Source organism: Agromyces sp. Marseille-Q5079 (genome assembly GCF_051016555.1).
Taxonomy (GTDB): Bacteria; Actinomycetota; Actinomycetes; order Actinomycetales; family Microbacteriaceae; genus Agromyces.
Map to the genome: position 1 here is coordinate 556544 of NZ_JBPEJF010000001.1, position 24508 is coordinate 581051.

General features: G+C 72.3%; 24 protein-coding genes. 15 read left to right on the forward strand and 9 right to left on the reverse strand.

Annotated elements, in window-relative coordinates:
• Nucleotides 1-124 precede the first annotated feature (124 nt).
• The 4 genes from ACR3IO_RS02590 to ACR3IO_RS02605 all read left to right on the forward strand — a co-directional run bounded on the left by ACR3IO_RS02590 (nt 125) and on the right by ACR3IO_RS02605 (nt 7358).
• On the forward strand, nt 125-2539 hold the full coding sequence (locus ACR3IO_RS02590; protein ID WP_434069594.1) for a beta-galactosidase: 2415 nt from the start codon (nt 125-127) through the stop codon (nt 2537-2539).
• A gap of 151 nt (nt 2540-2690) precedes the next feature.
• On the forward strand, nt 2691-4874 hold the full coding sequence (locus ACR3IO_RS02595) for a glycosyl hydrolase 53 family protein (RefSeq protein ID WP_434069595.1): 2184 nt from the start codon (nt 2691-2693) through the stop codon (nt 4872-4874).
• A 347-nt stretch (nt 4875-5221) separates the two neighbouring features.
• Nucleotides 5222-5719, forward strand: a complete 498-nt coding sequence (locus tag ACR3IO_RS02600; protein ID WP_434069596.1) for a pyridoxamine 5'-phosphate oxidase family protein — start codon at nt 5222-5224, stop codon at nt 5717-5719.
• Between the two features lie 517 nt (nt 5720-6236).
• Nucleotides 6237-7358, forward strand: coding sequence for an epoxide hydrolase family protein (locus ACR3IO_RS02605; RefSeq protein ID WP_434069597.1), 1122 nt, complete (start codon nt 6237-6239; stop codon nt 7356-7358).
• Between the two features lie 211 nt (nt 7359-7569).
• Here ACR3IO_RS02605 and ACR3IO_RS02610 read toward each other — a convergent pair whose 3' ends face one another.
• A complete protein-coding gene (locus tag ACR3IO_RS02610) occupies nt 7570-8223 on the reverse strand; it encodes an NADPH-dependent F420 reductase (RefSeq protein ID WP_434069598.1) in 654 nt (217 codons plus the stop codon).
• 116 nt (nt 8224-8339) lie between these two features.
• Here ACR3IO_RS02610 and ACR3IO_RS02615 point away from each other — a divergent pair, with 116 nt between their 5' ends.
• Both ACR3IO_RS02615 and ACR3IO_RS02620 read left to right on the forward strand, forming a co-directional pair.
• Nucleotides 8340-8801: a GNAT family N-acetyltransferase gene (locus tag ACR3IO_RS02615; protein ID WP_434069834.1), complete on the forward strand. Its 462-nt coding sequence runs from the start codon at nt 8340-8342 to the stop codon at nt 8799-8801.
• Between the two features lie 110 nt (nt 8802-8911).
• Complete coding sequence (locus ACR3IO_RS02620) at nt 8912-9115, forward strand: hypothetical protein (RefSeq protein WP_434069599.1); 204 nt, start codon at nt 8912-8914, stop codon at nt 9113-9115.
• A gap of 48 nt (nt 9116-9163) precedes the next feature.
• On the opposite strand, the gene ACR3IO_RS02625 is transcribed toward ACR3IO_RS02620, so the two are convergent.
• Nucleotides 9164-9406, reverse strand: a complete 243-nt coding sequence (locus ACR3IO_RS02625) for a hypothetical protein (RefSeq protein WP_434069600.1) — start codon at nt 9404-9406, stop codon at nt 9164-9166.
• A gap of 177 nt (nt 9407-9583) precedes the next feature.
• Nucleotides 9584-9709: a hypothetical protein gene (locus ACR3IO_RS02630; RefSeq protein ID WP_434069601.1), complete on the reverse strand. Its 126-nt coding sequence runs from the start codon at nt 9707-9709 to the stop codon at nt 9584-9586.
• Nucleotides 9710-9804: 95 nt separating this feature from the next.
• Between ACR3IO_RS02630 and ACR3IO_RS02635 the strand changes: the two genes are divergently transcribed.
• Nucleotides 9805-9975 (forward strand): hypothetical protein, encoded by a 171-nt coding sequence (locus tag ACR3IO_RS02635; RefSeq protein WP_434069602.1) that lies wholly within the window; start codon nt 9805-9807, stop codon nt 9973-9975.
• Nucleotides 9976-9988: 13 nt separating this feature from the next.
• Here ACR3IO_RS02635 and ACR3IO_RS02640 read toward each other — a convergent pair whose 3' ends face one another.
• Both ACR3IO_RS02640 and ACR3IO_RS02645 read right to left on the reverse strand, forming a co-directional pair.
• Complete coding sequence (locus tag ACR3IO_RS02640; protein WP_434069603.1) at nt 9989-10501, reverse strand: methylated-DNA--[protein]-cysteine S-methyltransferase; 513 nt, start codon at nt 10499-10501, stop codon at nt 9989-9991.
• A 128-nt stretch (nt 10502-10629) separates the two neighbouring features.
• On the reverse strand, nt 10630-11115 hold the full coding sequence (locus ACR3IO_RS02645; protein WP_434069604.1) for a MarR family winged helix-turn-helix transcriptional regulator: 486 nt from the start codon (nt 11113-11115) through the stop codon (nt 10630-10632).
• 102 nt (nt 11116-11217) lie between these two features.
• Between ACR3IO_RS02645 and ACR3IO_RS02650 the strand changes: the two genes are divergently transcribed.
• From ACR3IO_RS02650 to ACR3IO_RS02660, 3 genes are all read left to right on the forward strand, one after another.
• Nucleotides 11218-12339: an alkene reductase gene (locus ACR3IO_RS02650; RefSeq protein WP_434069605.1), complete on the forward strand. Its 1122-nt coding sequence runs from the start codon at nt 11218-11220 to the stop codon at nt 12337-12339.
• 8 nt (nt 12340-12347) lie between these two features.
• On the forward strand, nt 12348-13385 hold the full coding sequence (locus tag ACR3IO_RS02655; protein ID WP_434069606.1) for an NADP-dependent oxidoreductase: 1038 nt from the start codon (nt 12348-12350) through the stop codon (nt 13383-13385).
• 224 nt (nt 13386-13609) lie between these two features.
• A complete protein-coding gene (locus tag ACR3IO_RS02660; RefSeq protein WP_434069607.1) occupies nt 13610-16123 on the forward strand; it encodes a glycoside hydrolase family 5 protein in 2514 nt (837 codons plus the stop codon).
• 130 nt (nt 16124-16253) lie between these two features.
• Here the strand turns inward: ACR3IO_RS02660 and ACR3IO_RS02665 are convergent, their stop codons facing one another.
• The gene (locus tag ACR3IO_RS02665; RefSeq protein WP_434069608.1) at nt 16254-16619 is read right to left on the reverse strand and encodes a hypothetical protein; all 366 of its coding nucleotides are present in this window, start codon (nt 16617-16619) and stop codon (nt 16254-16256) included.
• Between the two features lie 137 nt (nt 16620-16756).
• Here ACR3IO_RS02665 and ACR3IO_RS02670 point away from each other — a divergent pair, with 137 nt between their 5' ends.
• Together ACR3IO_RS02670 and ACR3IO_RS02675 are read left to right on the forward strand one after the other, a co-directional pair.
• Nucleotides 16757-17332: a hypothetical protein gene (locus ACR3IO_RS02670; RefSeq protein WP_434069609.1), complete on the forward strand. Its 576-nt coding sequence runs from the start codon at nt 16757-16759 to the stop codon at nt 17330-17332.
• Nucleotides 17329-18165, forward strand: a complete 837-nt coding sequence (locus ACR3IO_RS02675) for a PKD domain-containing protein (protein ID WP_434069610.1) — start codon at nt 17329-17331, stop codon at nt 18163-18165. Before ACR3IO_RS02670 ends, ACR3IO_RS02675 begins: the two co-directional genes overlap by 4 nt.
• Nucleotides 18166-18377: 212 nt before the next feature.
• Here the strand turns inward: ACR3IO_RS02675 and ACR3IO_RS02680 are convergent, their stop codons facing one another.
• A complete protein-coding gene (locus ACR3IO_RS02680) occupies nt 18378-19220 on the reverse strand; it encodes a helix-turn-helix transcriptional regulator (protein ID WP_434069611.1) in 843 nt (280 codons plus the stop codon).
• Nucleotides 19221-19449: 229 nt separating this feature from the next.
• Here ACR3IO_RS02680 and ACR3IO_RS02685 point away from each other — a divergent pair, with 229 nt between their 5' ends.
• Nucleotides 19450-20394, forward strand: a complete 945-nt coding sequence (locus ACR3IO_RS02685) for an SDR family oxidoreductase (protein WP_434069612.1) — start codon at nt 19450-19452, stop codon at nt 20392-20394.
• Between the two features lie 78 nt (nt 20395-20472).
• Here ACR3IO_RS02685 and ACR3IO_RS02690 read toward each other — a convergent pair whose 3' ends face one another.
• Together ACR3IO_RS02690 and ACR3IO_RS02695 are read right to left on the reverse strand one after the other, a co-directional pair.
• Nucleotides 20473-21111, reverse strand: a complete 639-nt coding sequence (locus ACR3IO_RS02690; RefSeq protein WP_434069613.1) for a response regulator transcription factor — start codon at nt 21109-21111, stop codon at nt 20473-20475.
• Nucleotides 21108-22352: a sensor histidine kinase gene (locus ACR3IO_RS02695; protein WP_434069614.1), complete on the reverse strand. Its 1245-nt coding sequence runs from the start codon at nt 22350-22352 to the stop codon at nt 21108-21110. Before ACR3IO_RS02695 ends, ACR3IO_RS02690 begins: the two co-directional genes overlap by 4 nt.
• Before the next feature lie 169 nt (nt 22353-22521).
• Between ACR3IO_RS02695 and ACR3IO_RS02700 the strand changes: the two genes are divergently transcribed.
• Together ACR3IO_RS02700 and ACR3IO_RS02705 are read left to right on the forward strand one after the other, a co-directional pair.
• The gene (locus ACR3IO_RS02700) at nt 22522-23088 is read left to right on the forward strand and encodes a hypothetical protein (RefSeq protein ID WP_434069615.1); all 567 of its coding nucleotides are present in this window, start codon (nt 22522-22524) and stop codon (nt 23086-23088) included.
• A gap of 120 nt (nt 23089-23208) precedes the next feature.
• Nucleotides 23209-24039: a hypothetical protein gene (locus tag ACR3IO_RS02705; RefSeq protein WP_434069616.1), complete on the forward strand. Its 831-nt coding sequence runs from the start codon at nt 23209-23211 to the stop codon at nt 24037-24039.
• Nucleotides 24040-24508 lie beyond the last annotated feature (469 nt).

The window sequence follows — 24508 nt, forward strand, 5'->3', positions numbered from 1 at the left end:
GCCTGTGAGCGATCCCAGTAATACACAGCCCGTGCAACGCTGTCAACTCCGGACATCCGGATGTTGCAGTGATGCATTGCTGTGCTAGAACTGTGAGCGCACACAGATTCAAGGGAGAATGCCCATGCCTTCGCAGCATCCGCTGTCCACGGTGACGCCGCCCGCGGTGAAGCCGTCCACGGTGACGCACGAGCCGTGGGCCGAGCCGCTCACGCGCCCGGCGATGAGCACCGAGCTCGACCGGCACGAGCGCATCTCCCTCACGAACCGGTTCGTCGAGCAGCGCGGCATCCCCGTGATCCCGGTCTCGGGCGAGTTCCACTACAGCCGCGTGCCCCGCGCCGAGTGGGCCGAGCGCCTCCGCCTCATGCGCTCGGGCGGCGTCACCGTCGTCGCGTCGTACCTCATCTGGAGCCACCACGAGCCAGTACAGGGGCGGCCGGGCTTCGAGGGCGACCTCGACGTCGCCGCCTTCGTGCGCACCGCGGCCGAGGCCGGACTCGACGTCGTGCTGCGCATCGGCCCGTGGATCCACGGCGAGGTGCGCAACGGCGGATTCCCCGACTGGGTGCAGCTGGCTCCCGTCGCGCACCGCACCGACGATCCGGGCTACCTCGAGCTCGTCGACGCGTGGTTCGCCGCGCTCGGCGCGCAGCTCGCCCACCTCTGCGGGCCGTCGAGCAACGTCATCGCGATCCAGCTCGACAACGAGCTCTACGACCAGCCCGGCCACCTCGCCACGCTGAAGCGCATCGCCCGTGGGCACGGACTCGTCGCGCCGATCTACACGGCCACCGCGTGGGGCGGCGCCGAGCTGCCCGACGCCGAGGTGCTCCCCCTCTACGGCGGCTACGGCGACGGCTTCTGGGTCGACGCCGACCACGCCTGGGACACCACGTTCCGCGAGCACTTCTTCTTCTCGCACACGTGGGACGACCCTGGCATCGGCGCCGACCTGCGCGCGCACCCCGGCATCGGGCGCCGCCCCGAGACGCCGCGCCTGCCCTCGGCATCCTTCCCGGCCGCGACGTGCGAGCTCGGCGGCGGCATGGCCACCGCCTACCACCGGCGACCACTGCTGAGCGGGGCGGATGTCGCCGCGGTCGCGCACAACAAGGTCGGCAACGGCTCGGGCTGGCAGGGCTACTACATGTACGCGGGGGGCTCGAACCCGCGCCCCGGACTGCAGGAGTCGCACGCGAGCGACTACCCGAACGACCTGCCCGAGTTCGACTACGACTTCCACGCCCCCATCGGCGCGGCCGGCCGGCTCGGATCCGGCCACGCGCCGCTCCGCCGCCAGCACGCGTTCCTCGCGGCGTTCGGCGACCGGCTCGCGCCCATGCCCTCGACGCTGCCGGCGCAGCATCCGACGGACGTCGACGACACCGAGACGCTGCGCTGGGCGCTGCGCAGCGACGGGGCATCCGGCTGGCTGTTCATCACCTGGCAGCAGCCGCACGTGCCCCTCGACACCGTGCGCGGCGTGCAGTTCGAGGTGAATCTCGACGACGGCCCGCTCGTGGTGCCGCATGCGCCCGTCGACGTGCCCGTCGGCACGATCGCGCACTGGCCGCTGTGCCTCGAACTCGGTGGTGTGCGCCTCGACTGGGCGACCGCGTCGCCGCTCACGGTGCTGCCCGGGTCGGATGCCGCGGATGCCGCGGATGCCGCCCCGACCCTCGTGCTCGTGGCCGAGCCCGGCATCCCGGTCGAGCTCGCGACCGCCGCCTCGGTGACGCTCGCCGAGGACGCCGACTCCCCCGCGGACGCCGCGGTGCTCACCTTCCCCGCCCCGCGCGTGGTGCTCGTCGACGCCGCGGCGCCGCGCCGCCTGACGCTCGAGCACGACGGCGGACGGCTGCACGTGCTCGTGCTGCCCGCGGCATCCGCCGATCGCGTCTGGGTGCTCGACGAGAGCGGGCGCCGACGCCTCGTGCTGAGCGGCGACGCCGTCTTCGAGGACGCCGACGGGCGCCTGGCCGTGCGCGCCGCCGCCGACCCCGACGTGCACGAGTACTCCGCCGCGACGGGGAGATTCGCGGCCGTCGTCGTCGCCCCGGCGCCCGGCGAGATCGGCGGCACCGCGGTCGTCGCCGTCGGCGAGCCCGCCCCCGGCGAGGCGCCGCGCCCGAGCTACGGCGAGCGCCACGGCCGCGCCTCGGCGCCGTCGCGCGAGGACGTCGCCCGCCACGCCACCGCCTGGACGTTCACGCTGCCCGCCGGCAGCGGCGCCCGACGGTACCTCGAGGTCGACTGGGCCGGCGACGTCGCCCGGCTCGAGGTCGACGGCGTCGTCGTCGCCGACCGCTTCTGGGACGGCACGACGTGGACCATCGGCCTCGACGCGCTCGACCTCGCGGATGCCGCGGAGCTGACGCTGCGGGTGCTGCCGCTGCACCCCGACGCGGCCGTGCACCTGCCCGAGGCGGCCGCCGCCCGTCGGGCCGAGGCCGGGCACGTGGCATCCGAAACCCCCCTCATCGCCCTCGACGCCGTACGACTCGTCGAGGCCCCGCTGTGGACGGAGCAGCGATGAGCTGACCGCACCACCGGCACCACGCACCACCGCACCACCAGCACCACCGCGTTCCGCCCGCCCGGGCGGAACGAACACCGCAGCGCCGCGGCATCCGCTCTCCTCGATGGCGGGCCGACCCGCGGGGCCGCCGTCCGAGAGGAGTGGCACCATGTGGAACCGAACGACGAGAGGACCGGGAGGCGTCGCGGCCACCGCGGCGCTGAGCCTCGCCCTGACCGGGGCGGCACTGACGCCCGCGGCCTGGGCCGCCGACACCGCGGCCGATGACGGCCCGGTCGACGCCGGCATCTTCGTGCAGAAGGTCGACGGGCTCTCGCCCGACTTCGTGAACGGCGTCGACGTGTCGTCGGTGCTCTCGCTCGAGGAGAGCGGGGTCGTGTTCCGGGATGCCGCGGGGCAGCCGGCCGACCTCTTCGACGTGCTCGCCGACAGCGGCGTCAACACCGTGCGCATCCGCGTGTGGAACGACCCGTCCGACGCCGCGGGCCGCGGCTACGGCGGCGGCAACGTCGACGCCGCGCGCGCCGTCGAGATCGGCGAGCGCGCGACATCCGCGGGTCTCGGGGTGCTCGTCGACTTCCACTACTCGGACTTCTGGGCCGACCCCGGCCGCCAGCTCGCGCCCAAGGCGTGGGCGGGGCTCGATGCGCCAGCGCTCGAGACGGCCCTGCACGACTACACCGCCGCGACGCTGCAATCGTTCGAGGACGCGGGCGTCGACGTGACCATGGTGCAGGTCGGCAACGAGACGAACAACGCCATCGCGGGCTACACGCGGGCCGGAACCGCGATCGACGAGACGTTCGCCGACCTCATCCAGGCCGGCAGCAGCGCCGTGCGCGAGGTGCTGCCCGACGCGCTCGTCGCCGTGCACTTCACGAACCCCGAGACGCCGAACCGCTACGCGACCTACGCCGCCGGGCTCGACACGTACGGCGTCGACTACGACGTGTTCGCGAGCTCGTACTACCCGTACTGGCACGGCACGACCGCGAACCTCACCGCGGCCCTGACGCAGGTCGCGAACACCTACGGCAAGCAGGTCATGGTCGCCGAGACGTCGTGGGCGCACACCCTCGACGACGGCGACGGGTACGCCAACGTCATCGGCTCGGGCACCATCACCGACCAGTACCCGGCCAGCGTGCAAGGCCAGGCGACCGAGCTCCGCGACGTCATCGCGGCGGTCTCGGCCGTGGGCTCCGCGGGCATCGGCGTCTTCTACTGGGAGCCCGCGTGGGTGCCCGTCGGTCCCCCCTCGGCGCTCGAGGCGAACCGCGCGCTGTGGGAGCAGTACGGATCGGGCTGGGCGACCTCGGCCGCCTCCGAGTACGACCCCGTGCACGTCGGCGAGTTCTACGGCGGCTCCGCCTGGGACAACCAGGGCCTCTTCGGCTTCGACGGCGCCGCCCTCGAGTCGCTGCGCACGTTCGAGTACGCCCGCACCGGCGCCGTCGCGCCGCGCGTGATCACGCAGGTCGGCGCGGTCGAGGTCACGGTGACCGACGGCTCGCCCGTCGTGCTGCCGTCGACCCTCGACGTCTCGTACAACGACGGCACCGTCGAGCACCCCGCCGTCACCTGGAGCACCGCCGTGTCGTGGATCCGCGGACCCGGCGAGTACTCGATCCCGGGCACGACCGCGGCGGGCCTGTCGGTCACGGCGACGGTCACGGTGCTCGCGAAGAACCACGTCGTCGACCACAGCTTCGAGGATGCCTCGCACAGCGCCTGGGCGTTCGCCGGCTACGCCTGGCCCAACCCCACGTCGGATGCCTCCGACGGCGGCACCGCCGTGACGTTCTGGAACGGATCCGCGTTCCAGGCCTCGGCGACGCAGACGATCACGGGCGTGCCCGCCGGCACCTACTCGCTGCAGGCGACCACGCAGGGCACGAACAGCCCCGGCACCGACTCGCGCGTGCTGTCGGCGACCACCTCGGCCGGATCGTGGAGCGCCCCGATGGAGTTCACCGCGTGGAACGAGTTCCACACCGCGACCGTGCCGTCGGTCGTCGTCGGCGCCGACGGGGTCGTCACGGTCTCCGCCGCGTTCTCGCTGAGCGGCGGCGCGTGGGGCGTGCTCGACGACGTGCGGCTCGTGGCCGTCGAGCCCGCGAGCACCGTGCGCACGAAGGTGCTCGACGTCGCCCTGGCCGGCGCGGCGCGCATCGATCGCGACCGGTTCACCGCGGCATCCGTCGCCAGGCTCGACGACGCGGTCGCCGTGGGCGAGGTCGTGCTCGCCGGGTCGCGCGCGACGCAGCGCGACGTGCAGCAGGCGACCGTGCTCGTCGCGAAGGCGGTGGCGCAGCTCAAGCGGGTGAAGTAGGAGCGGGCGCCGCGCGGGCTCGCGAGACGCCTCGCGAGGTTGCGCGGACCCCTCGCGAGGTTGCGCGGACGCTTGTGGCTGGCTGCAGGTGCGCCAAGCCGCCACAAGCGTCCGCGCTACCCACGGGGGCTCCTGCGGCGCGGCATCCGCCTGCGGCGCGGCATCCGCCTGTCACATCGCCGGATGCCGCGCCACGCCGACCCCATCCTGTCGAGCGGTCACGTTCTGCGGTTTCGCACGCCGCCGAGCCGACCAAACGTGACCGCTCGACGCACGCCGCCCGCGTGTCGCACCCTGCATGCGTGTCGGACCCCGCACGTAGGCTCGGAATCGACGGAAGGACACCGATGACCGACACCGCAGCATCCGCCGCGACCGCAACCGCCGCGCCCGCGTCCACGACGCCCGCCGAGCCCTTCGCCTTCGACGCCGACAACGAGGTGCACGCCCGTGCCCTGTCCCGCCTCGCGAGCGAGCGCATCGCCTGGCTCGGCACGATCAGCCGCAGCGGGCACCCGCACGCGGTGCCGGTGTGGTTCCTCTGGCACGAGGGCGCCGTCGTCATCCTGAGCGAGCCGGGCGCGGTCAAGGTGCGCAACGCGACCCGCGACGGGCGGGTCCTCGTGCACCTCGAGTCTGGGCACGACGAGGAGCAGCTCACGGTGCTGCAGGGCACGGCCGAGGTGCTCTCCGACGCGGCGACCTCATGGCTGCCCGCGATCGGCGAGGCCTACCTGGCCAAGTACGAGCACGACCTGCCGCCGCTGAAGCTCACGGTCGAGTCGATGGCGGCGAAGTACAGCACCATCATCCGCGTGACCCCCGAGAAGCTCATCGCTTGGTGACCTGAGCGAGCGGATGCCGCGGGTCCCGGTTCGGGCGCGCCGTGCGGCGTTCGCGATGCGCGACGTGCGCGGTTCGTGTGGCGCGCGCTGCGCCGACGCCGTCCGCCACTCGCCGTGCGCCACTCGCCGTGCGCCGCTCGCCGTGCGCCGCGCCCGGCGGACGCAAGGCGGCGGCCGCCATCGGCAGCCGCCGCCCGCCTGATTCGGATTGTCAGGCTCTGTGCCGCGTGACCTGCCTTCGCAGGGCGCGTCGGTATTCCGGTTCTCGCCATCCGCATGGGTGGTGCGGTTCCGCGGGGGTTTGGCGAGCACCGTCGAGGCTCGAGCGGGCGCGACGGATCGCAGCTCGGGGCATCCCGGGTCTCATACCGGCATCGGGCCTCGCGAGCGGCGCCATTGCCGCGAGCGAGTGTCGGTACGCATCCGACCGTAGTGCGTCGCGATCGCGGTGGAATGCGGTTTCATCCCCCCAGAACGGGTGCATTCCGCTGTCGGTGGCCGGGGCTAGATTCGGCGCATGACCGAACCGCTTCCGTTCGAGTTGCACGTTCCCGACGAGGTCCTCGCCGACCTGCGCGATCGCCTCGCCCGCACGCGCCTGCTCGGCGATTCCCCGCGCAAGCCGGCCTCGGGCCTCGACACCGGGTACCTGCGCGAGCTCGTCGAGTCCTGGATCACCTTCGACTGGCGGGCCCGCGAGGCGTGGCTCAACGGGCATCCGCAGTTCGTCGCGCAGGTCGGCGATGCCTCGGTGCACTTCGCGCACCTTCTGTCGGAGCGAGCGGATGCCCCGGCGCTGCTCGTCATGCACGGCTGGCCGCACACGTTCGCGCTGCAGCTCGACTTCGCCGACCGGCTGCCCGACTTCCACGTCGTGGTCGCGAGTCTGCCCGGCTTCGCGTTCTCGTCGCCCTACGCCGACGGTCCGATGAGCGAGACGCGCATCGCCGCGACCATGCACGCGCTCATGACCGAGGTGCTCGGATACGAGCGCTACTTCACGTACGGCGAAGACGTCACGGCGAACGTCAGCGACCTCATCGCGGCCACGTATGCCGAGCAGGTCGTCGGCATCATGGCGACGCACGCGCACTTCCCGAACGGCGACGAGCGCGCCGCCCTCACCGATCCCGGCGAGCGCGCGTTCTTCGCCGGCATCGCGGCGTTCCACGAGGCGAACGGCGCCTACGGCCACGTGCAGTCGACCCGGCCCGACACGCTCGCGGTCGCGCTCAACGACTCCCCCGCGGGCCTGCTGGCCTGGCTCGCCGAGAAGCTCGTCGAGTGGAGCGACACCCCGACGGGGCATCCGCAGGCCGTCGAGCGACGCATCGCGCGCGAGCGCATCCTCACCGAGGCGATGATCTACTGGGTCACGCAGTCGATCGGCACATCCTTCCGGCCCTACCACGAGGGCGCCGACCAGCCCGATCCCATCCCGCCGACCTCGGTGCCCGCGGTCGTGCACATCCAGCGGCACGAGGCGACCTATCCCGAATCGCTCGCGCGCCGGCACTACCTCGACCTCCGGGTGTTCGAACGACTCGACGAGGGCGGGCACTTCACGGCCGCCGAGGTGCCCGACGCCCTCGCCGACCGTATGCGAACGTTCGCGAGGTCGCTCGGCGCGCTCGACTGAGCATGCTCGCCTCGGCGCCGTCGTCCTGACGTACGGAGACTCCGGCACTCCGGCACTCCGGCACTCCGGCACTCCGGCACTCCGGCACTCCGGCACTCCGGCACTCCGGCACTCCGGCACTCGACTGAGCGCGCCCCGGCCGCGCCGCGCCCCGAGACGCGACGAGCCGGTTACCGCCCGCAGGCGATAACCGGCTCGAAAGGTTCCGTGACTACGCGGCGTTCTCGCCGGCGCGCTCCGCCTTGGCGAGGTTGGCGACGAGCTCGTCGCGGTTCTGCGCCACGACGTACGCGGGCTGGTCGCGCTCGACGCGCCAGCTCTCGGCGAGCGGGCCGATGTTCACGGTGTCGAAGCCGAACTGGTCGTAGAGGTCGGTGACGAACTGCGCGGCGTCCGCGTGGTCGCTCGAGGTCGCGAGTGCGCGGCGACCGGGCGTGCCGGCAGGTGAACCCGCGACGGTGATGTCGGCGGCCGTGATGTGGTTGAAGCCCTTGGCGACGCGGCTGGTCGGAAGGTGCTGCTGCAGCATGCCGCTCACGGTGTCGCGGCCCTCGTCGAGCGCGGGCACGTGGCCGTCGCGCTCCCAGTAGTAGTTGTTCGTGTCGATGACGATCTTGCCGGCGAGCGGCTCGACCGGCACGGCGCCGTACGCCTTGAACGGCACGGTCACGACCGCGACATCCGCGGCCTTGGCGGCCTCTTCCGCGGTGGCTGCGGTGGCGTTGGGGCCGAGCTCGTCGACGAGTTCGGCAAGGGTCTCGGGGCCGCGCGAGTTGGAGATGACCACCTCGTAGCCGTTCGCCACCGCCGCGAGTGCGACCTGGCTGCCGATGTGTCCTGCTCCGATGATTCCGATCGTTGTCATAGTGAGGGCCAACGGATGCCGCAGGGCGGGCATTCCCGATTCGCGTTGCAAAACACAACAAAGTTTCGGCGGCCGCCGATTTCGGCCGAGCGGCCGAGCGTGCGAACGTGAAGGGGATGCAGGCCTCACTCGAACTCAGACCGTGCCGATCGGACGACGCCGACTACGTGGTCGACCTGAAGGAGCGCACGATGCGCGCCGACCTCGAACGGCTCGGCCGGTGGCATCCGGAACGCTCTCGCGACCGCGTGCTCGCGGCGTTCTCCGTCGCGCACACCCGCATCGTCGAGGTCGACAGCGGGCCGATCGGTTCCGTCTCGCTCCGCCCGGATGCCGGTGCCGACGGCGACGCCGGCTGGTGGCTCGAGCTGTTCTACGTGGAGCCGTCGGCGCAGGGGCGGGGCATCGGTTCAGCCGTGCTCGTACGACTCCTCGCCGAGACCGGCGAAGCCACCGTGCGCCTCGACGTACTGCAGGGCAGCCGGGCGCGAGGGCTCTACGAACGGCACGGGTTCGTGTTCGAGTCCGAGGACGAGGACGAGATCGACGTCTTCCTCGTGCGGCGGCCAGCCGCCTGACGCGCACGACGTCGGCGCAACCGAGTCGCGCGCGCTCCGATCGTCGATGTCAACCCACTCGCGGCCACGGACCCGCGGTGGAAACGTGGTGTGGAGGAAGGAGCACCATCATGAGTGACACGTCGACGAATGCGGCGAACCCGGCCGGCAACCGCGACGAGGAGGACTGGGCCGACCTGCCGATGACCCGGGTGGAGGGCGACGAGGTCGCGTCCGAACGGGGTTCGGAGCACGCGCCCGAAACATGGGGCTTCGGCATCGCAGGCGAACCGCCCCGCCTGTCCGAACCGAACGTGGAGCGCGGTCGCGAGTAGCGGCTCGCGACCACGCCCCTTGAGCGATCGGGGAGACCCCCTCGGCGATCAGTGCGCGGCGCGGGCACCCTGGTGATCGCCGGTGGAGGCGATCAGGTGCATCCGCTCGGCGAGCCGGTGCAGTCGGCTCGGAGTGGCGCCCGCCACCGCGACCTGTCCGTCGCGGGCCGCACGCTCGGCGTCGAATGCGCGCCGGTCGGCCACGGCGAGGCGCTGCTCGTGGATACGAGCCGCCTCGCGCTCGTCGTGGCTCTGCATCGTCTCTGCGAGGTATCCGTATGCGAGGCTCATGATCCCGTTCCCTTCTGGGGCATTCGCGGCCCTTCCGGCCGCCTGAGATCAGATTCGTCGCTGAGGTGGGCGGGCGGCATGGGGCGGGTGCCCTATCTTCGGGGCGTCCTCGCGTCGGATGCCGCACCCGACCTACCTCAGATGGCCGCCGGGCACCTCAGATGGCCGCGTGGGACCTCAGACGCGCAGCCATTCGGCGTCTTCGGCCCGCTGATCACGACCCCGACAGCGCACGACGGCGGATGCCGCGGCATCCGCCCTCGTGTCGTGCATCTCACCGCGCACCGCACGCGTCGTTGTCAAGCCCTGCCCATCTGCGGCGCGCGCGGCGAGAGTGGGAGTGCGCGAACGGCGTGCCAAGAGCTGCGCGAGGCGCGCACCCGACGAACGGAGCGATGATGACGGATGCAACGGAACCCCGGCGGCACAACCCCGAACGCGGCGACGCCGACGTCGAGGGCAACTACACGGAGTTCGAGCTCCCCGACGGAACCGAGGCCGCCGAGACCGGTGGCGAGGTCGACGGCGAGTACACGGACACCGACCGGAGGCACGACGACAAGAAGTGACGCGCGGAGGCCCTCAGAACAGGCGGGCCTGCGCGACCACCGGGGCGCCCTCGAGTTCGAGCAGGAATCGCTTGCGCTCGAGGCCGCCGGCGTAGCCGGTGAGGGATCCGTCGGCGCCGACCACGCGGTGGCACGGCACGATGATGCTCAGCGGGTTGCGCCCGACCGCGTTGCCGACCCGGCGCGCGAGGTTGCGGTCGCCGAGCTGCAGCGCGAGTTCGCCGTAGGTGACGGTCGTGCCATAGGGGATGTCGCGCAGCATCTGCCAGACCGCGTGCTGGAACTCGTCGCCGGCCGGCGCCATCGGCAGGTCGAACTCGGTGCGCGTGCCCGCGAGGTACTCGGCGAGCTCCACGCCGAAGCGCGTGATGACCGGGTCGCGACTCGCCTCGACCTCGACGCCGAGCGCGTCCGCGGGAAGCGGATGCCAGTGCCCCGGAAACGTGATGCCCGCGAGCGCCTCGCCGTCGGCGACGACGAGCAGGTCGCCGAGCTCGGTCGGGAGGGTCGCGTGGCGCCGGGTCATGCTTCCATGATCGCCCCTCGGCGGCGCCTGGTGCCCGTCGAGGCAGGCGGGAATCGGACGTCGTCCTCGGATCGTCCGGCGCTGCGGATGGGTGCCCGCACGGCGGCGGCATCCGCCATTCGGACCGGTCAGGCCCGCGCGGAGCGAGGCGGCCGGGCGCGCATGTGCTGGACGACGCGGCCGAGCAGGCGCGTGAGGTCGGCGCGGTCGTCCTCATCCAGCGCCTCGACGAGGATGCCGCGCACGACGTCGACGTGACCGGGCAGCACCCGCTCGAGCCGTGACGCGCCCTCTGGGGAGAGCATCACGGTCACGCTGCGCTCGTCCTCGGTCGACGGGGTGCGGGCGACCAGGCCCGCCTGCTCAAGACGGTCGACCTGGTAGGTGAGGCCGCTCTTGCTGTGCACGAGCCGGTCGGCCAGCTCGGTCATGGTGCGCGGCGTTGAGGGCGCTTCGCCGAGGATCGCGAGGATCTGGAACTGCACGAAGCTCAGGCCGCCGTCGCGTCGCAGCTGGCTCGCGACTCCGTGCTCCACGAGCGCACTGACCTCGAGCAACGCGAAGTAGACCCCGAACTCCGGAGGCAGCGCCGGCGGAACGGATGGCTCTGGCATGCCCGCATCCTATGTCACCGAATTTGGTTCGAATTGGAATAGATCCGCGCGCCGTGCGTTGTGACGGATGAAGGTAGTTCGAATTCGAAGGAGTTAGCCCACATGACCGCAGACATCCGCACCGAGAACGGCGCCGGCACCACGGACCCCGCCCCCGCCGAGGCCACCGCCGCGCTCTGGTCGCCGACGCAGCTCGGCAGCATCCGCCTGGCGCACCGCCTCGCGATGGCCCCGATGACCCGCAGCCGCGCGACCGGCGACGGGCTCGTGACCGACCTCACGCGCACGTACTACCGCCAGCGCGCCTCCCTCGCGATGCTCATCACCGAGGGCACCCAGCCGTCGGAGGACGGGCAGGGCTATCTCGCGACCCCGGGCATCCACACCGACGAGCAGGTGCAGGCCTGGCGCGGCGTCGCCGAGGCCGTGCACGCGGCCGGTTCGACCCTCGTGGTGCAGCTCATGCACGTCGGCCGGGTCGCGCACCCCTCGAACACCCCTCACGGCCGCCAGCCGCTCGCGCCGTCGGCCATCGCGGCCGCGGGCGACATGTTCACGGCATCCGGCCCGCAGCCGATGCCCGTGCCGCGCGAGATGTCGCACGCGGACCTCGCCCAGACGATCGCCGACTTCCGCCACGCCGCGCGGCTGGCCGTCGCTGCCGGCGCCGACGGCGTCGAGCTGCACGGCGCGAACGGATACCTGCTCCAGCAGTTCCTGAGCACCAACGCCAACCTCCGCACCGACGGCTACGGCGGTGACATCGCCGGCCGCATCCGCTTCCCCGTCGAGGTGGCCGCCGCCGTGGCCGACGAGATCGGCGCCGACCGGGTCGGCTTCCGCATCAGCCCCGGCAGCCCGCTCGGCGACATCCAGGAAGCGGATGCCGCGGAGCTGTACCCCGCCCTCATCGCAGCGCTCGCACCGCTCGGCCTCGCCTACCTGCACGTCGTGCACCTGGGCGACGAGGCTCTCCTGCGCGACATCCGCTCGGGCTGGCCGACCGGACTCGTGCTGAACCGCGCGGGCGCCGACATCGAGCGCCGCGCCCAGGACGTGCGCGAGGGCCTCGCCGACGTCGTCAGCGTCGGCCAGCTCGCGCTCGCCAACCCCGACCTCATCGACCGCATCGCGAACCGCGCCGAGCTGAACAGCCCCGACCGCGCCACGCTCTACGGCGGCGGCGAGCAGGGCTACACCGACTACCCGCGTCTCGCGGCCTGATCACGACCATGTCGCCGACCCGCACCGAGACCCCGACCCGCACCCGCATCCAGAACCAGAACCAGAACCAGACAGGACCCATCACCATGCGCGCCATCCAGTTCACCTCGTTCGGCCCGTCTTCCGTGCTCGAGGCAGCCGAGCTCCCCCGCCCCGAGGCCAGCCCCGGCGAGGTCGTCGTCCGCGTCGCCGGCACCACGTTCAACCCGGTCGACGCGACCATTCGCGCAGGATTCCTCGCGCAGGTGTTCCCCGTCGACCTGCCGCACGTGCCGGGCTTCGACGTGAGCGGCACGGTCGTCGCCGTGGGCGGCGGCGTCGCCGGCGACCTCATCGGCCGCGACGTCGTCGCCTTCCTGCCGATGACCGCGCCCGGTGCCTCCGCCGAGTTCGCGGCGGTGCCGGCCGAGCTCGTCGCGGCTGCGCCGGCATCCATTCCACTGGCGGATGCCGCGGCCCTGGCCTCGAGCGGACTCACCGCGTGGCAGGCGATCGTCGAGCAGGCCGAGGTGCGCCCCGGACAGCGCGTGCTCGTCAACGGCGCCGGCGGCGGCGTGGGCGGATTCGCCGTGCAGCTCGCGGCCCGGGCCGGCGCGACGGTGATCGCGACGGCCGGCCCCCGGAGCCGCGACGTCGTCACCGCGCAGGGCGCCGCTCAGGTCGTCGACTACACGACGACCTCCGTGGCGGCGGCCGTGACCGAGCCGGTCGACGCCGTGCTGAACCTCGTGCGCACGTCGCCCGAGGAGACCGCGGCGCTCGTCGCGCTGCTGAAGCCCGGCGGCGTCTTCGTCTCGACGACCACGCCTGGCGTCGTGCCCGCCGGCAGCGACGTCCGTGCCGTGAGCCTCTTCGTGCGCAGCGACGCCGCCCAGCTCGCCGAACTGGTGAACCTGGTCGACGCCGGCGAACTGCGGGTCGACGTGAGCGCGCGCTACCCGCTCGAGCAACTCGCCGAGGTGCACGCGCTCGGTGAGGCCGGCCGGCTCCGCGGCAAGGTGGTGCTCACGCCGACGCACGACGGCGAAGGTGGCGCCGACCGGTAGGCGGGTCGGGCCGCTAGGCCCGGTGCGGCAGGGACTCCCGCCGCACCGGGTCGTGTCGGGCAGGGACGCGCCGGGCCCGCCGGGCCGGGCTGGGCCAGGCCCGGCCCGCGCCGGGCCGGGACGCGCCGAAGGTCACAACTGGGTCACTTGTCCCAGTCCACTCTTGACCCCGCCGGGCGCAGTGCGGATGCTGATCTGACCCGAACTCGTCACGATGGAGTGTCATGCGTCAAGCCCGCCGTCCGATCGTCGCTGTCGCCGCGACATCCGCCCTGCTGATCCTGCAGGCTGTCATCGATCCGACGGGGCTCCTCGCGCTCGTCGGGTGGCCTGGCGGCACCCCGCGGATCGAACTCGGCTGGCCGGTCGCGCGGTACCTCGTGTTCGTGCCGGTCATGCTCGCCGTCGTGTGGTGGGCGGCCGTGCGCGCCGGCCAGCGCTTCTGGACGATGACCGCGGGCGTCGTGCTCGCGGCGCTGCTCGCGCAGGCGGCGGCGTGCTTCGCGATGACGGGCGACCTCGCGCTCGCGGGGTGGGCGGCCGGATACGTCGCGGCGAAGGCCGTGCCGTCGGCGCTCATCGTGGCCGCGGTCGTGCGGTTCGCCGGCGGGCCCCGCGACCTCCGCGTGCACGAGCGCGGGTCGGTGTGGCCCGGTGCGATCGCGTTCGGCGCGGCGGCGCCACTGCTCGCGGGCACCTGGTGGACGGGTGCGGCCTACGGCCCACTCGTCCCGACTCCCCGCGCCGACTCGGGCCCCGTGCTCATGCTCATCGCGATCGCCCTGCTCGTCGGCTCGGCCTGGCTCAGCCTCCGCTGGATGCGCCACCGCGTGCCCGGATTCCTCGGCGCATGGCTCGCCGCCCTCGTCGCCGGCGGCGTGTTCGGGCTCGCACAGAGCCTCGTCGGCCTCCTCGTCGACGATGGCTTCGCCGGCGACATGTGGCCGCTCCTCGGGGCGTACATCCACGTCGCCGACGGGCTCGCGTTCGGCGCCTGCACCGGCTGGATCGTCGCCCTCGTCGCGCTCGTCGCCGACCGGCTGCGGGCGCGGCGCACGGCAGCGGATGCCGCGTTGGCGACGGATGCCGCATCCGCGACGCCCGGGACGGCGACGACGCCCGTGGCGACCACAGCCACCCCGGGCGCCCCCACGCCCGCACCCGTCCCGTCGACCGCGCCCGCCCCGGCACCCGCGCGCACGCCTGCGCGGGCCGCCACCGCCGCGGGCGTCGCCGTGGCCGTGGCCGTGATCGCGGCATCCGCCATCGCCGCCTCGCTGCTCACCCCGGCACCGGCCGAGGCGACCGCGACCGATCGCGGCGAGGCATCCGCCCCGGCCGGATTCCTCCGCGTCGAGAACGGGCGCATCGCCGACGGCGACGGAAACCAGGTGCTGCTGCGCGGCGTCAACGTGAACCAGCTCGTCGACTTCTACCAGCCCCGCGCCGAGGTGCCGGCGACCCGCCCGCTGACCGAGGCGGACTTCGCAGACATGGCCTCGTACGGATTCGACGTCGTGCGCCTGAACCTCTCGTGGTCGGCGCTCGAACCCGAGCAGGGCGAACTCGACGCGGAGTACCTCGCGACCATCAAGCGAGCGGTCGGCTGGGCGAAGGCGCACGGCATCCGCACGGTGCTCGACATGCACCAGGACGGCTGGTCGAACGCGGCGACGGCCGAGGGCACCGAGTGCCGCCCCGGCACCGACCCGATGTGGGGCTACGACGGCGCCCCCGAGTGGGCCACGCAGTTCGACGGCGCGCCGCGCTGCTCGTTCACCGGTCGTGACATCTCCCCCGCGGGCGACCGCGCGTTCGAACACTTCTGGTTCGACACCGACGGCGTGCAGCAGGCCCTCGTGCGCACGTGGGGCGAGCTCGCGGGCGAGTTCGCCGACGAGCCGGCGGTCGCGGGCTTCGACCTGCTCAACGAGCCCGGCTTCGGCGAGACGGCACCCGTCACGACGTCGCTGAAGCTCGGCGAGTTCTCGGATGCCGCGATCGACGCGATCCGCGCGGCCGGCGCGCCGCAGATCGTGTTCGTCGAGCCGAGCATCCTGTGGTCGGGCCTCGGCATCGACAGCGGCCCCTCGCTCGGCTTCACCGACGACCCGAACGTCGTCTTCTCGCCGCACCTCTACGCCGAGTCGATCACGATGGACCGCTCCCTCGGCATCCCGACGATCGTCAGCACCGAGCGCCAGTTCGAGCTCGCCCAGCGCGTGGCCGACGAGCACGGCATGCCGATGTGGTCGGGCGAGTACGGCTACTGGGGCGACATGGACTCCCGAGTGGAGCGCCTGTCGCGCTACGCCGCCGAGGAGGATCGGCGCGTTCAGGCCAGCGCCTACTGGGTGTGGAAGCAGTCGTGCGGCGACCCGCAGAACGGCATCGGCGAGTTCGGCAACGCGCTCGTGCCCGAGGACTGCGCGACCGGTGAGGACGCCCCTCGCCCCGAGCAGCTGCTCGGCATCCTGAGCCGCGCCTACCCGCAGGCCGCTCCAGGCACGCTCACGAGCCTCTCGGCCGGCACCGCGGGCGACGACGGCGGGCGGATGTCGCTCACCGGCGTCGTCGACGAGCCCTCGTGCGGCCTCGTGGTGTGGGTTCCGGGCGAGGCCGAGCCGACGATCGCCGACTCTACCGGCCTCAGCCGGGTCGAGCTCGAGCAGCAGCCCGGCGGATGGCTCGTCACGGCCTGCGCCGACGGGGAGTACGCGCTCGCGACCGAGGGGTGAGGCGGGCGCCGGCGGGCGCCGGTCGGCCGCGTCGGCCTGCAGGCGCGAGTCGGCGAGCGGATGCCGCGAGCCGAGCTCTTCCCCTCGCTCCGCCCGCGCCGCCCGCGCCGCCCGCGCCGCCCGCCGTGCGCTACCGCTCGCCGAGCAGCAGCCCGCGCTGCGTCGTCTCCCGGCGGATGGTGTCGATGAACTCGGCGTAGGCGTTCTTGCTCTTCGCGTACCCGATCGCGCCGCCCTTGACCGCGCCGAGCGCGCCGTCCTGGTCGAACCGCAGCCAGGTGTTGCCGTGCTGGTCGACGCCGATGTCGAACGTGAACGAGATGTGGAAGTTCTTGCCCGCCATCGCCCCCAGCAGCAGCGTCTTCGTCAGGTTGCCCCGCTCGAGCTTGATGCTGCGCTCCGACGGCTGCGTCGCCTCGTAGCCGAGCTCCTTGGCGATCGAGACGACGACCGGCACGGTCTGCAGGTCGTTGCCGGAGAGGATGAGTTCGGGCATGGATCGGGCTCCTTCTGGTGGGCGGCCTGACGACGATATCGCGGTCGCGAGCGGATGCCGCGCTCCCTCCACACCCGCCCCGGACGCATGTGGATAGCCGCCGTCGCTCGCCGACGAGCCCGCCTATGGTGGTGGGCATGCCCATCCCACGTGCGCGACGCCTCACCCTCGCCGCCACCGCCGCTGCGCTCGCGTTCACCCTGAGCGGATGCTCCGCCGACGCCGACCCCACCTCCTCGCCGCGCCCGACCGCGAGCGACGACGCCGCGCCGATCTTCGCGTCCGACGAGGAGGCGATTTCGGCATTCCAAGCGTCGTATGGCGAGTTCCTCGAGGCTTCCGTCGACGTCACAAACGGCGGTGGCGCGGACGTAGACGGGCTGTCCGAAGTTGCGTCCGGTCAAGCGCTCCTCGACGAGCAGCAGGCAGCCGAGGAGCTCACAGCAGAAGGCCTCCGCACCAAGGGATCCGCGTCGTTTTCGATTCATAGTGTTCAAGAAGTTGACGCCACGGCCGACTCGATTTCCATCACTGCATACGTTTGCGATGACATCCATGCACTGGACCTCATCGATGACAGCGGCACATCGGTTGTCGCGGACGATCGCGTCTCAGACGTTCCCTACACAGTCGTGGTCGCTGGAGCGCATCCTGCAGAACTCAAAGTCAACGAGAAGGTCCTATGGGAACGCGAAAACTTCTGCTTGGCGTGATCGTCGCACTCTTGCTCAGCGCAACGGGCGGGTTAGTTGCGAATGCCGCCCAATTCACCGTTTCGGGATGTTCGCGGATCGATGTGCTCGCCGGCACTTGCGAAGTCGCGAGCTTGGTTGATCCAGACGAGGTCGAGCTTGTTGGAACTCGGGAAGGCGGGAGCGCAGGCAACGATCATTCGGAAGGCACTTACGCAACCGGCGAGGACGATGACAACCTCAGCCCCACCGCGCCGAAGCGCGAGCCCATCGAGTGGCCCGAGGTGTGCCAGGCGGGGCACCTCGAGTGCATCGACGTTCCGGTTCCCACGACCCCTCCCTCGACACCGGAACCCGGCGTCGCGCCGACCGTCGTGACTCTCAGGGACATCGCCGCATTCCGTCCCGCCGCGCCCGGCAACGACATGGAACCCGGCGGCTGGGCAGTCGTTGGGCTTCCAGCGAACTTCGTGGCTGCGGCATCCGCTCAGGTGGTTCCCGGAACCCTGCTCGGCCAGCCCGCCGACGTTCGCTTCACGCCGGTCGGTTTCCGGTGGCTGCACAGCGACGGGTCAGTGGTCGAGAGCGGCAGCGCTGGTGCCTCGTGGGCGGAGCTCGGCCAGAAGGAGTTCACCGCGACCGGCACGAGCCACGTCTACGCCGAGGCGGGCGAGTACACCGTGACGCTCGAGGTCGCGCTGGCCGCGGAGTATCGCTTCGGCGGGTCCGGGTGGCAGTCGATCGCCGGAACCCTGTCCGTCGCGAGCGAGCCGCGCCCGGTGCTGGTCGGCGAGATGGACACCGTGCTCACCCGAGGCGACTGCACCGCCGCGCCCGACGATCCGGGTTGTTGATCCGGGAGCCGCGCTACATCGCTACATCGCTACATCGCTACAGTTTTCGATACCGTCGCCGGCTACCGGGTGCTGGTCGAGAAGCCGCACCACATCGCCACATCGCCACAGACTTCGATACCGCTGCCGGCAACCGGGTCATGGTTCGAGAAGCCGCACCACATCACCACATCACCACATCACCACAGCCCGCGAGACGGTGACACCCACCCTCAGCGCAGCGACTGCGCCCCGATGACCGAGAGCAGTTCCAGCTTCTCGGCGCTCTCGCTGCCCGGGATGGCCGTGTAGACGAGCAGCGAGTGCGACTGCGCCGGGTCGAGCAGCGTCTGGCACGCCAACTCCAGGATGCCGAGTTCGGGGTGTACGAAGTGCTTGACCTCGCGCGGGCGGATGCCGACTTCGTGCAACTCCCACACGTCGCGGAATTCCTCGCTCTGCGCGAGGAGCAGGTTGACGTACTCGGCCGCCCGCGAGTCGGGGCCGCGCAAGGTGGCGACCTCGCGCAGTCCCGAGACCCAGAGGCGGGTGAGGAACGCGTGATCCTCGGGCGCGTAGAGCTCCCGCGTGGCGGGGTCAGTGAACCATCGATACCCGATGCTGCGGGCCGGGCCGCGATACGAGGTCAGGTCGCCCGTGAGCGCGACCCCGAGCGGGGTCTGCCGCAGGCTCTCCCCGAGCTCGGTGACGATCTCAGCCGGTGTGTCCTGCAGGCGGTCGAAGATGCGCAGGAGTCCCGGGCTGATGTGTTCGCTCGCCGCGCCGCGCGTCGGCGGGGTGTGGCCGGCGAGCCGGAACAGGTGGTCGCGCTCGGCGAGGGAGAGGTGCAGGCCCTGGGCGATCGAGGCGATCATCTGCTCCGACGGCTGCGGACCGCGTTCCCGCTCGAGGCGCGAGTAGTAGTCGGTCGACATGTGGCTGAGCGCGGCGACCTCCTCGCGCCGGAGTCCGCTCGTGCGGCGGCGCTGCCCGCGCGGCAGCCCGACATCCTCAGGCTGCAGTGATTCGCGGCGACGGCGCAGGAACCCCGCCAGTCCGGCCCGATCGATCTCCATGCGTCCCCCTCGTGACTGCCGCTCCCTTTCTACCGCGCGACTGCCCGCGCAGCCACGGCCCGCCGATCCCCGGATCGACCGATCCCCCGCTCGGCGCGATCGAGCAGGCGCAACCTCGGATCGCCGATCCGGGGATCGACAGGCCCTGAATACCTCGGCGCCGATCAGCGACGGTGGAACCACCGACACCACGACACCCATCACCACGCAACCGGCAGGAGCCAAGCACATGCCACGCAAGCACATCGACATCTCCGTGCCCGATCTCTCGGGCACCCGCGCCGTCGTCACCGGCGCCAGCGACGGCATGGGCCTCGGCATCGCCGCGCGCCTGGCCGCGGCCGGCGCCGAGGTGATCATGCCGGTGCGCAACCGCGAGAAGGGCGAGCGAGCGATCGCGAGCATCACGCAGGCGAATCGGGGGGCGGATGTCTCGCTTCGCGACCTCGATCTGGCCTCGCTCGCGTCCGTCGCCGCCCTCGGCGAGACCCTGCGCTCGGAGGGTGCGCCGATCCACCTCCTCGTCAACAACGCCGGGGTCATGACCCCGCCCGACCGGCAGACCACGGCCGACGGCTTCGAGCTGCAGTTCGGCTCGAACCACCTCGGCCATTTCGCGCTCGTGGGTCACCTGCTCCCGCTGCTCAAGGCGGGGCGGGCGAGGGTCACCTCGCAGATCAGCATCGCCGCGAACCAGGGCGCCATCAACTGGGACGACCTGAACTGGGAGCGCTCGTACGACGGCATGAAGGCCTACAGCCAGTCGAAGATCGCGCTCGGGCTGTTCGGCCTCGAGCTCGACCGGCGCAGCGCGGCCAACGGATGGGGCATCACGAGCAACCTCTCGCACCCCGGGGTCGCCCCGACGAACCTGCTGGCGGCCCGCCCCGAGCTCGGCCGCGGCGAGGACGCCACGGGCCGTAAGCTCATCAGCGCGCTCTCCGCGCGCGGCATCCTGCTCGGAACTGTCGAGACCGCGAAGCTGCCCGCGCTCATGGCCGCGACCGACCCGGCCGCGAAACCGGGTGCGCTCTACGGACCCCGCGGCCTCGGGCACCTCGGCGGCGCGCCGGCCGAGCAGAAGCTGTACTCCCGCCTCCGCAGCGCCGGCGAGGCCCGCCGCATCTGGGAGGTCTCGGAGCGCCTGACGAAGACGACCATCGCGGCCGCCTGACGCCGCCCCGCTCCCGCCCCGCGCGACGCAGCGACGCACACCTCCGCAGCAACGCACCGGCGCCGCACGGACGTCGCGTCAGATCCAGCCCTGCTGCCAGGCGCGCTCGGCCGCGTCGTGCCGCGAGCTCGCGTCGAGCTTGGTCATCGCCGATGACAGGTAGTTGCGCACCGTGCCCTGCGCGAGGTGCAGGCGGTCGGCGATCTGCTGCACGCTCATCGTCGACCGGCTGTACCGCAGCGCGTCGAGCTCGCGGTCGGTGAGCGGGCAGCGTTCGGCGGTCAGCGCCGTCGCGGCGATCTCGGGATCAATGTACCGACGCCCGGCCGCGACGTCGCGGATCACGTGCGCGAGATCCTCCGCCGGCGTCGACTTCGGCACGAACCCCGACACCTTCGACGCGAGCGCCCGGCGCAGCACGCCGGGGCGCGCGTGCCGCGTCACGATCACGACGCGCGTCGGCACCGCGGCGAGGATGCGGCCCGCCGCCTCGATGCCGTCGGCCTCGGGCATCTCGAGGTCGAGCAGGCACACGTCGGGCCGCGTCGCGATCGCCTGCTCCACGGCGGATGCCCCGTTGTCGGCGCTCGCGACGACCTCGATGTCGGGCTCGAGGTTTAGCAGCGCGACCAGTGCGCCGCGGATCAGGTGCTCGTCGTCTGCGATCAGCAGTCGGATGCCGCGTGCCGCACCGCCCTCGCCCGCCGCCGCGCTCACGCCGACACCCGCTCGCCCACGGGCACGGTCGCCCGGAGCTCGAAGCGACCGGCGGCGGCATCCGTCACCGTCTCGAGCGCGCCGCCCACGGCCGCGAGGCGCTCGCGCAGGCCCGCGAGCCCCGACCCCCGCGCCTCGACACCGACACCGACACCAGCTCCGGCGCGCACACCGCCGCGGTCGCGAGCAGCGGATGCCGCGGCATCCGTCACCCCGTCGTTGACGATGCGCAGCTCGGTGAGCCCGCCCGTCGTCCTGAGCTCGATCGTCACGGTCGTCGCCTCGCTGTGCCGCAGGATGTTCGTCGTCGCCTCGCGCACGACCGAAGCGAGCGCGCTCTGCGCGGCGGCTCCCGCCGGCAACGGCCCGAGCCGCAGGTCGCAGGCGGCGCCCGACGCCGTGAGCACCTCGCGCGCGTTCTCGAGCTCGTCGTCGAACGCGACCTGCCGGTAGCCCGCGACGAGCGATCGGGTCTCTTCGAGGGCCTGCTTCGCGATGAGCCGCGTCTCGTGGATGTGCTCGCGCGCGGCTGCCGGATCGACCTCGAGCAGGCGCTCGGCGAGCTCGGCCTTCAGCGAGATGACCTGCAGGTGGTGGCCCTGGATGTCGTGCAGGTCGGACGCGAACCGCAGCCGCTCCTGCGTCACCGCGAGCTCGGCGGCGGTGCGCCGGTTGCGGTCGAGCTGCACGACCACCTCCCACCACCACAGGCTCGACAGCAGCATGAGCGGCAGCATCGCCACGAAGAGGCTGAGCACGAACGGCTCCGACGTGGCGGTGAACGAGAACGGCACGCCCGTGATCCACGCGGTGAGGATCGGGTGCGAGACGTACAGGCCGATGCTCGCGAGCAGCAGCGTGCGTCGCCGGGAAGTCGGCAGCAGGCAGGCGATGACGGATGCCGCGGCCCAGAGCGGCACGGCGGAGGCGAGCTCGGTGCCCGGGACGAACAGGCCGAGCACCCAGACGGATGCCGCGGGCACGCGCAGCGCCGCCGTCCAACCGGGATGCGGCAGCCCGCCGCCACGACCGGCGCGGAGGAACCAGCAGTACCGGATCTGCGTCGCGGACGCGACGAGCGTCAGCACGACGAGCACCGCGGTCGCGGGTTCGCCCGTGGCGCGGTACGCCTCGAGCATCGTGAGCATCACGACGGCGTCGAGGAACCCGATGAAGAAGACGATCGACCCGAGCGTATAGAGCCACGTGGTGTGCACGCTCCGGGCGGGTTCGGCAGGCATGGGTCAGAGCCTAGGCCAGTGACATTTGTCATGCTCCGTCGTGCGGAAGCCCACGCGAACACCTGACATCGTGGCACTGCCGGGCAGCGACGCGGTCGCGGAGGCTTGACCCATCACTAGCCGCTCCCGTTCGGAGCAGCAGCCTTCGCTTCCCACGAAAGGACCCGTCATGATCGACGCACTCCAGGACTTCACCGCCTCCTTCCCCGACTTCCTCCAGTGGCTCGGCGTCATGATCGTGGCGGCGATCCCGTTCGTCGAGTCGTACTTCGGCGCGGTCATCGGCGTCGTGATCGGGCTGCCGCCCGCCCTCGCGATCGCGGCCGCCGTCATCGGCAACGTCATCTCGATGCTGATCTTCGTGTTCACCGCCCACGGCGCCCGCACGAAGGCGGTCGCGAGGCGTCGACGCAACCGCGCGCTGGTCGGGGCCGGGGCGCCGGTCGATGGGGCGTCCGGTGCGGGACATCTCGACGGTGCAGACGCCGCGGCCGACCGGAGCGACCGCGAGGAGTCGCCGCGCCGCGAGAAGCTGCGCCGCGCTTTCGACAAGTACGGCGTCGCGGGCGTCAGCATCATCGGCCAGACCATGCTGCCCAGCCAGATCACCTCGGCCGCGATGGTCTCGTTCGGCGCGAACCGCAACACCGTCATCTTCTGGCAGGTCATCTCGATCATCCTGTGGGGCGTCGTGTTCGGCGTGCTGGCGACGCTCGGGGTATCGCTGGCGCGCTGACCGGAACCGGTCGGCGGCGACGGCGGGGCCCGTCGCCGCGGCCGGAACCACGAGGGCCGGGAGCGAAGGCTCCCGGCCCTTCTCTTCGCGAACTCGGGCTGCGCGGCTGCACGGCTGCACGTGGGCGTGCAGCCGTGCGAAGGTGTTCTAGTGACCGACTCCCCCGCTACCACGTACGCCCGCGCGGTGGGCTCATGGACGCCGATCGACTGGTGGAAGCTCGAGGCGCGCGCTGTGCATGACAGCCCCGAGCTCCGCCGCGCCCTCGCCCCGTTTGCACCCCCGGAGGCTTGGCGCGACCTCGCGAAGGGCACGGCAACCCCGTGGGGCTGCCTGCTCACCCTGTCGCACATCGCCGCCCTGACATTGCCGGTGCTAGCCAGCGCCATGCTCGTCGGATGGCTTCTCTCCAGTCGTGACGACCCTGCGCCCGTCGGGACGGCCGGCCTGCTCGCCGCGATCGGCGCCATGCTGGTGGGCATCGGGATGATCGACGACCTGCGAGGCACCGTCGGCGTCGACCCGAAGATCGGGCGCCTGCTCGGCGCGATGCATCTCGTTCCGTCAGGCGTCGGCACCCTCATCGCCGTGCCTGCCATCGCGACGGCGAACGCCGACGGCGCCATCGGCATCGTAGGCCTCCTCGTCGACGTCGCGGTCGGCGTCGCGCATTTCGTGTTCTACCGCGGTCCGGCCGAGTCTGGCTCCGCCCGCTGGAGGCGGAACCTCTCCCGGCTCGACCGTGCGCTCGCCGAGCTGGGCCCCGCCGACCGCGCGCGCATGGAGGCCGACGTACGGGGCGCCGTCGATGTGCTCGCCGCGCGCGCACTCGTGGATGAGGCGCACCTCGCACGAGCCGGCGGGGCCACGCTCGGCACGCTCGGCCTGACGATGGCTCCGCGCCAGGACCGCGGCCTCGGCACGGACGGTGCCCGGAGCGACTCGGCCTGATCGGTGAGCGGTTCGCTGACGCGCCGCCCGCTCAGCGCAGCGACTGCGCCCCGATGACTGAGAGCCGTTCCAGCTGCTCGGCGCTCTCGCTGCCCGGGACCGCGGTGTAGACGAGCAGCGAGTGCGACAGCGCAGGGTCCAGCAGCGTCAGGCACGCCAGCTCCTGCTCGGCACCGTGGAGTCCGCGAAGCTGCCCGCGCTCATGCCCGCGACCGCCCCCGATGCGAGGCCGGGCGGGTGCTACGGGCCGCGCGGCCTCGGCCGCCGGGGCGGCGCGGCGCCCCGGCGGAGCAGAACCTGTACTCGCGCCACCGCAGCGCCGACGACGCCCGCCGCATCTGGGAGGTCTCGGAGCGCCTGACCGCGGTCGCGATGCCCGCTGCCTGACGGCCGGGCCGCTGCCGGCCGCGCAGTGGTGCGAGGCCGCTGCCTCGGCGCGCGTCGCCCGACCGGCGTTCGCGCGCTGCGG